Source organism: Aestuariivirga sp., from assembly GCF_046093005.1.
In the GTDB taxonomy this organism is placed as follows: domain Bacteria; phylum Pseudomonadota; class Alphaproteobacteria; order Rhizobiales; family Aestuariivirgaceae; genus Aestuariivirga.
On the sequence record NZ_JBJTER010000154.1, the window covers coordinates 1 to 12,897 of the forward strand.

General features: G+C 65.3%; 11 protein-coding genes and 1 pseudogene. 3 read left to right on the forward strand and 9 right to left on the reverse strand.

Going from position 1 to position 12,897, the window contains the following annotated elements; translation table 11 throughout:
- The first annotated feature begins 155 nt into the window (after positions 1-155).
- Positions 156-2,210, forward strand: a complete 2,055-nt coding sequence (locus tag ACKOED_RS12985; protein WP_408917018.1) for an elongation factor G — start codon at positions 156-158, stop codon at positions 2,208-2,210.
- Between the two features lie 483 nt (positions 2,211-2,693).
- Here ACKOED_RS12985 and ACKOED_RS12990 read toward each other — a convergent pair whose 3' ends face one another.
- Positions 2,694-3,476 carry a L,D-transpeptidase gene (locus ACKOED_RS12990; protein WP_408917019.1) on the reverse strand — a complete coding sequence of 261 codons (783 nt, stop codon included), beginning with the start codon at positions 3,474-3,476 and terminating at the stop codon, positions 2,694-2,696.
- A 106-nt stretch (positions 3,477-3,582) separates the two neighbouring features.
- Between ACKOED_RS12990 and ACKOED_RS12995 the strand changes: the two genes are divergently transcribed.
- Both ACKOED_RS12995 and ACKOED_RS13000 read left to right on the forward strand, forming a co-directional pair.
- Complete coding sequence (locus ACKOED_RS12995) at positions 3,583-4,782, forward strand: hypothetical protein (protein ID WP_408917020.1); 1,200 nt, start codon at positions 3,583-3,585, stop codon at positions 4,780-4,782.
- Between the two features lie 190 nt (positions 4,783-4,972).
- Entirely contained in the window at positions 4,973-6,757 is a 1,785-nt protein-coding gene (locus ACKOED_RS13000; RefSeq protein WP_408917021.1) for a 1-deoxy-D-xylulose-5-phosphate synthase, read from the forward strand.
- A gap of 294 nt (positions 6,758-7,051) precedes the next feature.
- Here the strand turns inward: ACKOED_RS13000 and ACKOED_RS13005 are convergent, their stop codons facing one another.
- From ACKOED_RS13005 to ACKOED_RS13040, 8 genes and pseudogenes are all read right to left on the reverse strand, one after another.
- Complete coding sequence (locus ACKOED_RS13005) at positions 7,052-7,483, reverse strand: DUF6691 family protein (RefSeq protein ID WP_408917022.1); 432 nt, start codon at positions 7,481-7,483, stop codon at positions 7,052-7,054.
- A 1-nt stretch (position 7,484) separates the two neighbouring features.
- Complete coding sequence (locus ACKOED_RS13010; protein ID WP_408917023.1) at positions 7,485-7,916, reverse strand: YeeE/YedE family protein; 432 nt, start codon at positions 7,914-7,916, stop codon at positions 7,485-7,487.
- 118 nt (positions 7,917-8,034) lie between these two features.
- Positions 8,035-8,376: a hypothetical protein gene (locus ACKOED_RS13015; RefSeq protein ID WP_408917024.1), complete on the reverse strand. Its 342-nt coding sequence runs from the start codon at positions 8,374-8,376 to the stop codon at positions 8,035-8,037.
- Positions 8,373-9,395, reverse strand: coding sequence for a YcjF family protein (locus ACKOED_RS13020; protein ID WP_408917025.1), 1,023 nt, complete (start codon positions 9,393-9,395; stop codon positions 8,373-8,375). Before ACKOED_RS13020 ends, ACKOED_RS13015 begins: the two co-directional genes overlap by 4 nt.
- Positions 9,392-10,828 (reverse strand): YcjX family protein, encoded by a 1,437-nt coding sequence (locus ACKOED_RS13025; protein ID WP_408917028.1) that lies wholly within the window; start codon positions 10,826-10,828, stop codon positions 9,392-9,394. The genes ACKOED_RS13020 and ACKOED_RS13025 overlap by 4 nt, the downstream gene beginning before the upstream one ends.
- Positions 10,829-10,895: 67 nt before the next feature.
- Complete coding sequence (locus ACKOED_RS13030) at positions 10,896-11,429, reverse strand: SixA phosphatase family protein (protein WP_408917026.1); 534 nt, start codon at positions 11,427-11,429, stop codon at positions 10,896-10,898.
- Entirely contained in the window at positions 11,426-12,343 is a 918-nt protein-coding gene (metA, locus tag ACKOED_RS13035; RefSeq protein ID WP_408917027.1) for a homoserine O-succinyltransferase, read from the reverse strand. Before metA ends, ACKOED_RS13030 begins: the two co-directional genes overlap by 4 nt.
- Before the next feature lie 5 nt (positions 12,344-12,348).
- A pseudogene (locus ACKOED_RS13040) lies at positions 12,349-12,897 on the reverse strand (ATPase); the annotation flags it as partial.

The following is a 12,897-nucleotide window of genomic DNA, read 5'->3' on the forward strand; positions in this document are numbered from 1 at the left end:
TGCCGGGCCTTTTTCGTGTTCGGAATTCGCTTGCCGGGTTTCCGGAACGGAGTCAGTCTTGGCCTCGTGGAACCGCCCCGGCGTGGTGACACGGTCTTCAAGAAGGGCGGTCCTTTCGACGCGCATTGAGTTGAGCAGTCAAAGGAGCATTGTCCATGGACCAAGCAAACGGCAGAAGGCCTGCGGGCTCGCGGTGCATCGCACTCGTGGGCCCCTATCTCAGCGGCAAGACCACACTTCTCGAGGCTCTCCTGTTCCGCACCGGCGCGATCCAGCGCCAGGGCCGGGTGGCCGACAAATCCACCGTGGGCGACGCGGCGCCCGAAGCGCGCGAGCATGGCATGAGCGTGGAGCTCAACGCCGCCACGGCAAGCTACCTGGGCGAGAGCTTCACCTTCCTCGACTGCCCGGGCTCCGTGGAATTCGCCGAGGACCAGCGCGCGGCACTCGCGGGCTCGGATGTGGCCATCGTGGTGTGCGAGGCCGACAGCAAGAAGGCGCCGGCACTGCAACTCATCCTCAAGCAGCTGGACGAGATCGGGCTGCCGCGCATGCTGTTCATCAACAAGGTGGACAAGAGCGAATCCTCGCCGCGCGACGTGCTCTCCTGGCTGCAGCCCGCATCCTCCCAGCCGCTCCTGCTGCGGCAGATCCCCATCATGAAGGGGTCGATCGTCACCGGCTTCGTGGACTTGGCGCTGGAGCGCGCCTTCGTCTACCAGGAACATCTCGAGAGCAAGATGATCGACATGCCCGCGGACATGGCGGACCTCGAGAAATCGCAGCGCTTCGCCATGCTTGAGACGCTCGCCGACCATGACGACGAGATGATGGAACAGCTGCTCTCCGACATGGAGCCGCCGCGCGACCGCGTCTTCGCCGACCTTGCGCGTGAGCTGGCCGAGGGCTTCGTGACGCCGGTGCTGTTCGGTTCCGCCGAGCACGGCACCGGCATCGAGCGCCTGTTGAAGGCGCTGCGCCATGAGGCGCCCGGCATCGACGACACGCGCCGCCGCCTGGGCTACACCGGCAACGGCACGGCGGTGCAGGTGCTGAAGACCCTCCACACCGCGCATGGCGGCAAGCTCTCGCTCTCCCGCGTGCTGGCCGGCGAAGTGGCCGATGGCAGCGTGCTTCACGGCGCGGCGGGCCAGGACAGCCGGGTGGCGGGAACCTTCAGCCTGATGGGGCCGAGCCCCGTCAAACTGGCGAAGGCCGTCGCGGGCGATACGGTTGCGCTGGGCCGGCTCGAGGCCGCGCATACGGGCGAGACTCTGTCATCGCTGAAGGGCAACACCCCGCAGCTGGTGAAGGTCGAAGCCGCGCCAGGCGTCTATGGCCTGGCGATCTCGGTCTCGGACCGCAAGGACGAGGTGAAGCTCACCGGCGCCATCGCCAGGATCGTGGAGGAAGATCCCTCGCTGTCGCTCTCCCATAACCACGACACCCACGAGATGGTGCTGTGGGGGCAGGGCGAAATGCATCTGCGCGTGGCGATCGAGAAACTGGCCGGCAAGTTCGGCGTCCACGCCAGAACGAGGCCGCGCCGCATCGCCTATCAGGAAACCATCCGCAGGCCCGCCCAGGTGCGTGGCCGCCACAAGAAGCAATCGGGCGGGCACGGCCAGTTCGGCGATGTGGTGGTGGAGATCGCGCCCTTGCCGCGCGGCTCGGGTTTCAGGTTCAGCGACACGATCACGGGCGGCGTGGTGCCCAAGCAATATATTCCGGCGGTGGAGCAGGGTATCCGCGAATGGATGGGCCACGGTCCGCTGGGCTTTCCGGTGGTCGACTTCGCGGTCAACCTTTCAGACGGGTCCTATCACGACGTCGATTCATCCGAAATGGCGTTCAAGACGGCGGCCCGCATCGCCATGGTTGATGGCATGCCGCAATGCCAGCCGGTGCTGCTGGAGCCGGTCGTCGCCGTGGAAATCCATGTGCCGGGCGAGGCGACTTCGCGCGTCAATCAGATCGTCACCGGCCACCGCGGGCAGCTTCTGGGCTTCGACGAGCGCAATGGCTGGCCGGGCTGGGACACGGTGAAGGCGCACATGCCGGAAGCCGAGATGGCCTCGCTGATCATCGAGCTGCGCTCGGCAACCGCGGGGGTAGGCACCTTCACCTTCGCGCCCGACCATATGGTGGAACTCACCGGCCGCGCCGCGGAGCAGGTTGTGGCGGAACGCAAGGCGGCGGCGGCGGCATAGGTCATCGTTCGGTTAACTGAACCCGTCCGTTTCCGTCCTCTCCCGCGAAGCAGGAGAGGACGGGGCCTCAACGAAGGTAGGGTAGGTGAGGGAACCGAAGCGTGCTGCCTGGCGTGCGTTACCGTCGTTCCCTCACTCCCCGTTGCTTGGCGAGCGACGAGACCCGTTCTTTGCCAGCCGGGAAGGCCTTTCCGCGGAGTCTCCGCGACCGCCCTTTCAGGCCTCCGAAATATAGGAAAAAACATCTATTACAGCGCGCGCTGTCATCAAGGCCTTACAAAATTCGTGTGATGCGTGCAGAAAAAGTCCAGCGCTAAATCAAAAATTGTCCAGCCGGATCGACTGCCCGCGACCACCCCTCCGCATCGCAAATCGGTGACAAAAACATGCTCCGGACCGCAACGAAATTGTCATCCGCGGCATCGTTTTTGGCAACTTTCCGCAACAGAAAACATGCGTTCCGCAACCGCTTCGGGACGCCGCCTAGCGGTAGACCACCACCCTGGCGCCGGTCTTCACCCGGTTATAGAGTTCCACCACATCAGTGTTCATCATCCGGATGCAGCCCGACGAGACCGCGCCGCCGATCGAGCCCGGGGCGTTGGTGCCGTGGATGCGGTAGACCCCGCCGCCGATGTAGAGCGCCCGGGCGCCCAGCGGGTTGCCCGGCCCACCTTCGACAAATGGCTCAAGTTTCACGCCTTTCGCCGCCTCACGCTTGATCATCGCCGGCGGCGGCCGCCAGTCGGGCCATTCGGCCTTCGCGACGATGGTTGAGCGGCCGGACCACTGGAAGCCTTCGCGGCCGACGCCAACCTTGTAGCGGCGGGCCTCGCCCGGTCCGGTGACCAGATAGAGCCGCCGCTCGGACGTGGAAATCACGATGGTGCCGGGCGCATATTTTCCGGCATTGGCCCAGGAAATGTCTTCCCCGGTGGCCACATCCCGGCCGGCGCGGCCGGCCGAGGCCCGTTGCACGCCCGCCCGCGGCTTGGCGCCGAGCATGCAGCTGATGAAGCTGCCGCAATTCTGCTGGGCCTGTTTCCTGGCCTTGGCCTTTCGCGCGTCTGCCGCCTTCTTGGCGTCGGCGGCCTTTTTCTTTTTGATTTCAGCGGCTTTCTTCGCCTCGGCTGCCTTCTTCTTTTTCAGCAGCTTCTGCTGCTGTTCGCTGGCTGGCGCGGTGGCCGCGCTGGCCGGCGGCGCCAGCACAACCGGCATTGCCGCCAGCACTGCGGCCACAACCATCTTGCGAATGAGGTCCATCATCTTTCCCTGCTCACGTTCCGGCGATTCGAAGAATTACGGTTGCGATTACCGCTTAATCTCATATGCTTGCCACGTTTTCAATCGATCTGCCACCGAGGCTTTCACAATGGATTTGTTGCGCGGATTTCTTACGATCACATGCCTGTTCGCGGCAAGTCTGGCGCCGGCAGCGTCCCTGGCGGATGAGCCGCCCCCGGCGGTCAAGGCCTTTCTTGCGAATGTCGAGCGCCAGTCGCGCGCCAAGCCCAGCTACGACGCCCTGACGGTTGACAGCAGCGGCGCCGTCACCATCACCAATTTCGCGGTGCGCTCGCCGCCCGTGAATGATGTTCCGACTGTCGATTTCACCATCGCCGAAATCAGGCTTGCCAACATCACCGCGTTGAGCCCCACCCTGTGGGAGGTAAATAGCGCAAGCTTTACAAACACTTCCTGGAAATTCTCCGCGAACGACAACCCGATCACGGTGGACATGCCTTCGGCCAGCGCGGAGGGCCTCTACATTCATGGCCTCGAGGCGGACGCCACCCCGCAGGACAAGTATCTGGCCGACTCCACCCTGCTCGCGCGGAAGCTCACCAGCGGTCCGGTGGCGATTGGCATATCAGGGCAGAAACTCACCATCGATTCCATGCAGAGCGTGTTTGACGGCGACCCCAAGACCGGGTCTGGCCGGTTCGGCTTCACGCTCGACCGCCTGAAGGTCCCCGCGGAGGCGATGGCGCTGCTTGACCAGACCGGCATGCTCCGGCAGCTGGGCTATTCCAGCCTGCAATTCGATATGGCGAGCGACGGCAACATGACCTTGGCCGATGGCAACATGAGCCTTGATGGCAGCGTCACGCTCAAGGGCCAAGACATTGGAAACATTGTGTTAAGCGGCGCGGCAGCCGGTGTGCCCATGGCCATGATGCAGGCCGAGGCCAGCGGCCAGACGCAAACGCCCGAGGAGATGGCGGCGCAGATGAAGTCTCTCACCATCAGCGACCTCGCGGTGCGCTTCGAGGACGCCTCGATCACCGGCAAGATACTGCCGCTGATCGCCGCCGCCCAGGGCATGGACGAAAAGACGCTGGTCGCCGGCATTCCCGCCATGCTGCAGATGTCTCTGATGCAATTGCAGAATGAGGCGTTCAGCACGCAGGTTGCGGATGCCGTCAGCCGCTTCCTCGCCGATCCCAGGTCGATCACGCTCAAGCTTGCGCCGGCCAAGCCGCTCACCATGGAAGACTTCAACAGCATGGATCCTGCCAAGCCCGGCGAAGCGATCACCAGGCTCGGCGTCTCGGTGACGGCCAACAACTAGCGCCGCAGCTTCAGATATCGCTCGTGCGTCACCGGATGTTTTTCCGATAAGAGCCTGTTTTTATAAGATATTCTCCTGAAATCTCCTGCCTGATCCGGAGGCGCGCCCGGCGCGGCCCAAAGCACTTTTATTGCGCGTCACCTGCTGTCGGCCCTTGGCGAACTGTCAATCTGATGTTACAAATAAGTGTATGGATAGGTTGACATCTCTCCTTGACCGCGCCCAGACGCCCGAGGCGTTGCGGCGGCTCCACCGCGAAGATTTACCCCGTCTGGCGGCCGAGCTGAGAGCCGAAGTCATTGCTTCTGCTGCGGAAACCGGCGGACACTTCGGAGCCGGGCTGGGCGTTGTCGAGCTCACGGTGGCGCTGCATTACGTGTTCGATACGCCGCGCGACCGGCTGATCTGGGATGTGAGCCACCAGGCCTATCCGCACAAGATTCTCACTGGGCGGCGCCACAGGATCCGCTCGATCCGTCAGCGCGGCGGGCTCTACGGCTTCACCCAGCGCGCCGAAAGCCCCTATGACCCGTTCGGCGCGGCCCACAGTTCGACCTCCATCTCGGCTGGGCTCGGCATGGCGCTGGCGCGGGATTTCCTGAACAAGAACAATCACGTGGTTGCGGTGATCGGCGATGGCGCGTTAAGCGGCGGCATGGCCTTCGAGGCGATGAACCATGCCGGCAGCCTCGACAGCCGCCTCATCGTCATCCTCAACGACAATGGCATGTCGATTGCGCCCGCGGTGGGCGCGCTCACCAGCCATCTCACGGCGCTGCGCCAGGGTAAGCTGCCCAGCCTGTTCGAGGGGCTGGGCTTCCGCCACGCTGGCCCGATCGATGGCCATGACCTGCGCGCTCTTGTTGAAACCCTTGAAAAGCTGCGTAATTCTGAAGAGCCCGGGCCGGTGCTGGTGCATGTGGTGACGGAAAAGGGCCGCGGCCACCCCTTCCCGCGGCCGGACCGGGAGCGCTACCACGCGGTTCCGAAATTCAATCCCGTGACGCTGGAGTTCCTGGCGCCGAAGGCCAATGCGCCGAGCTACACCCAGGTGTTCGCCGAGAGCCTGATTGCCCAGGCGCGCCGCGATGCGCGCGTGGTGGCGATCACCGCGGCCATGCCGTCCGGCACCGGGCTTGATGTTTTTGCCGAGCAATTTCCGGAACGTAGCTTTGATGTCGGGATCGCCGAGCAGCATGCGGTGACGCTTGCGGCGGGGCTTGCGGCGGACGGCATGAAGCCGGTCTGCGCCATCTATTCCACCTTTCTGCAGCGCGGCTTCGACCAGGTGGTGCATGACGTGGCCCTGCAGCGGCTGCCGGTGCGCTTCGCCATCGACCGCGCCGGCCTCGTTGGCCAGGACGGCGCCACCCATGCCGGCGCCTATGATCTTGTTTTTATGTCTGTTTTGCCTGGCATGGTGGTGATGGCCCCCGCCGACGCCACTGAATTGCGCCGCATGGTGGCCACCGCCATCGCCCATGACGAAGGCCCCATCGCCTTCCGCTATCCGCGGGGCGAGGCGGCGGGCATCGATCAGCCGGGGGAGTGCCGGCCGCTGCCCATCGGCAAGGGCCGGCTGATCCGCGAAGGCATTGATATAGCTATCCTTTCGCTCGGCGCCCGGCTTGGCGCCGCCGTCGCGGCGGCCGATACGCTGGCGGCCGAAGGTATCTCGGTAACGATTGCAGACGCGCGTTTCTGCAAACCCTTGGATACCGAACTGCTGGAAGGCCTCGCCCGCAACCACCCGCTGCTAATCACCGTCGAGGACGGCGCCGCCGGTGGCTTTTCTGCTCAGGTGCTGCACCATCTGGCCAGCCGAGATCTGCTGAAATCGACACGATTCCGGGCGTTTACCCTCCCCGACCGGCCGATCGCCCATGGCTCGCCCGCCGAACAATATGCCGATGCCGGACTGGATGCCGCGGCGCTCGTCTCGGGGATCGGAACCGCCCTCGGACGGCGCATCTGAGACGGTTGTTTTTCGGTTGCGAAAAGCATGCTTTTTGTTGCGGAAAGTTGACAAAAAAGATGCGGTCGCTGACCATTTCGTTGCTGCCCGGATGCATGATTTTGGATGACGGATTCCGCCCTGCAACCTCCAGTTTATTCCTCAGATTTCTGCACGCGATTGGCGAAAATTGTCCATCAGGCGTGACAGCGCGCGCTGTCAAAGATTGTTCTGGCCTCTGGCGGAGGCGCGGGCCGTTCTGACCCCGCCGGTGACGGAACGGGGAGTTCCGCGCCGCGGACGCGCGGCATTTTCTTACCTGTCAGCAACCCGCTTGCCGAAATTCATCAGCCTGGGCGCCATCGCCACACCCAGCGTCATCGCCGCGACGAACACGAAGGACTGCGGATAGCCGAATACCAGCGAGGCGATGGCCGGCGCCGGGCAAAAGCCGGACAGGCCCCAGCCGATGCCGAAGATGACGGCGCCGCCCACGAGATGCGGGTCGATCGCCGAACGGTTCGGCAAGTGGAAGCGGTCCGCGAATAGCGGTTTCGGCCAGCATAGGACGATCGCGTAGCCCGCCGCGGTGACCGCCAGCGCGCCGCCGAGGACGAAGATCAGGGTCGGGTCCCAGGCGCCCAGCACATCGAGGAAATTCCGCACCTTCATCGGGTTCACCATGCTGGAGACGGTGAGACCCGCGCCGAACAGAAGGCCAGCGACAATCGCGGTCAGCTTGTCCATGTCAACCTCCCAGTGCGTGACGCATGATGAACACCGTGACGACCGCCACGCCAAAGAATATCACGGTCGAAACGAGGCTGCGCGGGGAAAGGCGCGCCAGCCCGCAGACGCCATGTCCCGACGTGCAGCCCGAGCCCATGACCGTTCCGACGCCGACCATCAGGCCGCTCACCGCCATAGTCGGCAGATTGCCGGGAAAGCGGATTGACGAAACGTCGAAGCCAGTGGCCAGAGCCGTCAGCGCCGTGCCCGCGAGAAGCCCCGCGATGAACAGCCAGCGCCAGGCATTTTCTCCTGTCAACCCGCCGGAAATCACCGCGCTGAAAATACCGGAGACCCCGGCTATGCGGCCGATGCCGCTCATCAGAAGAACGGCGGAGAGGCCAAGAAGCACGCCGCCGATCATGCCGGCGATTGGGGTAAGGTCAGTCATGGCTCCTCCTGGCACAGCTTCAACGCGGTTGAGAATCCATCTGGTTCCTTTGCGGGCGTGTGGCTGGCCGCGCGACCGGATTCCCCCGCGCTTGAGCTCCGCGAAGACGGCAAGGAATTCATCGCGGACCCGCGACGATGACCGGATAGCCGGTGGCGGCGGCTTCGCTGGGCGCGCGGCGGCAGAAGGCTTCGCGCTCGCGTTTCGCCTCATAGGCGAAATCCTCGTAGAAGGCATTGAGCGGCTGCGACAGCAGCGAGGCGAGTCCGGCGATGTCATATTCGTGGAAATGCGCCATCAGCTTCTTCTTCACGCCGGCATCAACGCGCAACGTTCCGGCGCAATGATCTGCCGCCACGTCGAGCAGCGCCACCGCCATGGCGATGCGCGTGCCGCGGTCCTGGGCCAGCGCGGGCTGGCAGAGCAGGGCGAGGGCAAGAAGCGCGATGCCTGGCCTCATTGCGCCTGACGCTCCGGCGCGGATGACACGAGTTCCTTCATCAGCCCGGACAACGTCTCCTTGGCGGATGGCTCCTGCGGCACCGGCCGGCACACGTCACGGGCCGCCAGCCCAACGCGCGCCGTGAGAATGCCGTTCACCGTGCCTTCGCCGAAGCGCGCCGAAAGCCGCCCCAGAAGACCCTTGCCCAGCACATGCTGGATCAGGTTGTCGGAGAGCGCAATGCCGCCCGTGACGGCGAGGTGGCTCACCACCATGCGGGCCAGCCTGAGCGTCGCGAGCGCCGAGGGGCGGCCGCCATAGAGTGTTGCCAGTTCGCGGATCATGCGCAGGTTCTGGGCCGCCACCAGCAGGATATCGAGCGCCGGGGTGGGCGCCACCGTGGTGAGCAGCGTGATCCGCCTTGCGGCATGGGCGACGATGCGGTGCGCCTCGGCATCCCGCCAGCCCACGAGATAGCGCTCGGCGAGCCTGACACGCTGGCGCCCGTCGAGAATGTCGCCCTCATATTGCCGGAGCTCCTTGAGGCCCAGCTGCGCATCGGCGCGGCGCGCATAAAGCGCCGCGAGGCCGGAAACGGCGCGCTTTGCCGCCTCGCCGTCGCCGGTGTTGATGGCATGGGCGGCATCGGCCTGGATATGGGCGATGCGCCGGAGCCGGGCCAGCGCCCAGATCTCGCGCGCGATGATGACCAGAGCGGCCAGCCCGGCGGCGGCCGCGATCCCGGTTGCAAGCCAGCCCAAGAGCGGCGCGCGCGCGAAGAAATCCTCGATCAGCCGGGTTACCGCGAGGCCCGCCCACATCACGATGAGCGCCAGCAGCGCGCTCATCAACAGCCCTCCCCAGGCAAAGCGCGGGCGCCCCTTGGGTGGCACGGGTGGCGTCACATAGGACGTGTCGTCGTCCGCCTCGGGTTCGATGCGCAGGCCGGAGATCGCGCGTGGCGGCCGCTGTGGGCTTTCTTCGGGCTCAGCGGGCGCGATCACGAAGGCGGCCGGCGTGCGGGGCTGGTCGTTCATCGGAAGCGGTCCCCCAGCAGGAATTCCATGGTGCGGTCGAGGCGGATATGCGGCCAGCCGCCGTCCCTGGGCGGCGGCGGGCGGAAGCGCACGAATTTGAGGCTCCCCTCGAGCGAGCCGTCAAGGGCCTTGCGCGGGTCTTTCGGCAGGTCGCCGGGGAAGATCGCCGCTTCGGTGGCGCCGTCGAAATGCGTGCCGCCTACCGTCTCGCCGGCCAGCGGCGTGCCGAGAATGCATTCGAGCGTTTCGCCGTTCTGCCGCACGGTTGCCTCGCGCGTGGCGCGGATCGCCGCCAGCGCCGCCGCATCAACCTCAGCGCCCTGGAATTCGGCCCTGGTCATGGCTTCGCCGATAATCAGCTTCAGGATGTTTTCCAGCCGGTCATGGCTCGTGTGATGCAACAGGTCGGCCTTGGTGGCGGCAAATAGCACCCGGTCGATGCGCCGCCCGAACAGGCTGGCGAGCAGCGCGTTCGGGCCCTGGCGGAAACAGGCGAGAATGCCGGTGAGCGCCTGTTCCAGATCCCTGACCGCGGCGGCCCCGGCATTGAGCGCGGTGAGCGCGTCGACCAGCACGATCTGCCGGTCGAGCCGGGCGAAATGGCCGAAGAAGAAGGGTTTGACGATGCCCGAGACATAGGAGCGGTAGCGCCGCTCCATCAGGCCGCCGAGCGTGCCCTTGCGAAGCTCCGTACCCGGAGCGATGTCGAGCGGCGCGAAGGCGAGGAGCGGCGAGCCCTTGTAGTCTCCCGGCATCAGGAAGCGGCCGGGCGGCAGGCTGGAGAGCGAGACGTCGTCCTGCCGGCAGCGGGCGAGATAGGCGGTGAACACCCCGGCGGCGCGGATTGCCGCCAGTTCATCGGCGGCCCCGCCCGGGTCGAGTGCGGCAAGCATCTCGTGGAATTCCGCGGCATGCGCAAGCCGGGGGGCGGCGCGGCTGGCGGCGACGGTGGCGGCGGACCATTCGCCATAGCTCATGCGCAACAGCGGCAGGTCCAGCAGCCATTCGCCGGGATAATCGACGATGTCGATGTTGAGCTTGCCGCGCCCGAGGCTGCGGGAGATGAAGCCGGACGGAACATATTCGACGGCGAGGCGCAGCTGGCTGATGCGGCTGGTGCTTTCCGGCCAGTGGCGGTCTTCGCCGGTGAGTGCGCGCGCATGTTCTTCATAGGCGAAGCGCGGCAGATCGTCGTCTGGCTGCGGCTCGAGATAGGCGCGGGTGATGCGGCCGCCGCTCAGCGCCTCGAATGCGGGAAAGCGTCCGCCGTTGAGCAGCGCATGGACCAGCGCGGTGATGAACACCGTCTTGCCGGCGCGCGACAGGCCGGTGACGCCCAGCCGCAGCGAGGGGTTCACCAGCCCGGTGGCGAAATCCGCAACCCCGCCCGCCACCAGGCGTGTGCCGTCCGCAATGCCAGCGAGAGTGACGATGTTTCGGGTACCCCTTTTCGACAAGCTCTTAAGTGGTACGCTTTGCGGCCTGGCGCAAGAGCCGGTTCTAGTCCGCGCCGAGGTCACGCGGGCGCACGAAACCGGCGAGCGTGCCGGTTGCCGCCGCCGTGGATGCCCAGGCTCCGCTGGTGAAATCCAGTATGGAGAGCCCCGCCGTGGGATATTTCTCCGCCATCTGGCGGCGGAGCGCGGCCTCTCCGCTGCCCGCGAGCATCAGTGCGAGCCCCTGGATCGCCGGGTTGTGGCCGACGAGCAGGAGGCGCCTCGCGCTGCCGCCGTCGCGGCGGATCACGGCCAGAAGGCTTTCGCCGCCGCCAAAGTCGTAGAGTTCATCCACGAGGCGGGTTTCAGCCGGGGGCAGGGCGGGAGCCGCCAGCGCCCAGGTCTCGCGGGTGCGGCGGGCCGGTGAGCACAGCACGAGATCAGGCGCCAGGCGGTGCTCGGCCAGATAGCGGCCCATGCGCGCCGCGGCTTTCTGGCCGCGCTCGGCGAGTGGCCGCGCGAAATCCGTCATGTCCGGGCCGCCGGTCACCGCCTTGGCATGGCGCAGGAGAACAAGCTGACGCCTGGCTTGCGTCATCTGCCGATCGCGGAAAGCTCGTAGGGCGTCGACTGGTAGAGCTCGTTGATCCAGTTTCCGAACAGCAGATGCGCGTGGCTGCGCCAGCGGTTCTCCGGCGGCAGCTGCGGATCGTTCTTCGGGAAGTAATTGGCCGGAAGCGTGATGGGTTTGCCCGCCGTGCGGTCCCGCCAGTATTCGTCCGACAATGACGTGGTGTCGTATTCGATGTGGTTGAACATGTAGAGCGCGCGGTGCGGCCGGTCATCGATCAGGCACAGGCCCGCCTCGTCCGACTCCATGAGGATTTCGAGGCCCCGGCTGGCGGGAATGTCGGCGCGATGATTCTCCGTCCAGCGCGAGACCGGAATCGAGAAATCATCCGAGAAGCCGCGCAGGTAGGGCGAGCTTGGCTTCAAATTGCGGTGGCGGTAGACGCCGAAGCGCTTTTGCGGCAGCGCATGCTTCGGCACCCTGTGGAAATGCCACAGCGCCGCCTGCGCGCCCCAGCAGATGTGGAAGCTCGCATGCGTGTTGGTCTGCGTCCAGTCGAAGATGCGGGACAGCTCGTCCCAATAGGTCACGTCCTCGAAATCGAGAAGCTCAACGGGAGCGCCCGTCACGATGAAGCCGTCGAACTTCTGGTGCTTCACGTCCTCCCAGTCTTCGTAGAAGGCGAGCATGTGTTCGGCCGGCGTGTTCTTGGGCGTGTGGCTGGTGATCTTGACCAGCGTCAGCTCCACCTGCAGCGGCGTCGCGCCGATGAGCCGGGCGAACTGCGTCTCGGTCTTGACCTTGTTGGGCATCAGGTTGAGCAGCCCGACGCGCAGGGCACGGATGTCCTGCCTGGCGGCGGTGGCTTCGGTCATCACCATCACGCCCTCGGATTCGAGCGTGTGGCGGGCGGGAAGATCGTTGGGAATGCGGATGGGCATGGGATTTAAGACTGCTGATCGATGGCTGCGGCGACGAGGGCGGTGAAATCCGCCTCCGATTGAACGGAGGGCACGTCGCGCATTCGGACCTTGTAGCCGAAATTACCGGCAATCGCCTGGTAGAGCGGGATGCGATGGTGAAGAAGCTGTTCAAAGCCCCAGACCGCGAAACCGTCCGGGTCCACGTCCTCGTCACGCGTGATGGCGTTCAGCGCCTTGTATTCCGCCCATTTGGCGTCAAGGAACTGCGGCTGGTAATACATGGGCTTCGGGGCCTTGCGGAAACGCTCGACCAGCATGCGGGTGTGTTCGGGCGTGCCCTCGATGTAGAGGAGCAGGGAGTTTTCGGCGAGGCAGGAGAGCACCGGGTCGAGCGGGTTCGACGGGTTCACCACCTCGCACAGCGAGCCCCCGGAGTCGCACACGAAGCTGTCATACTGGTAGATTTCACGGGCTTTGCCAATGAACACCGGCACATCCAGCAGAGCAGCGATCTCCGCCTCGCGGTGCTGGTTCTGGCGCTTCCTGTATTCGGCGAAGGAAATGCCGCCCTT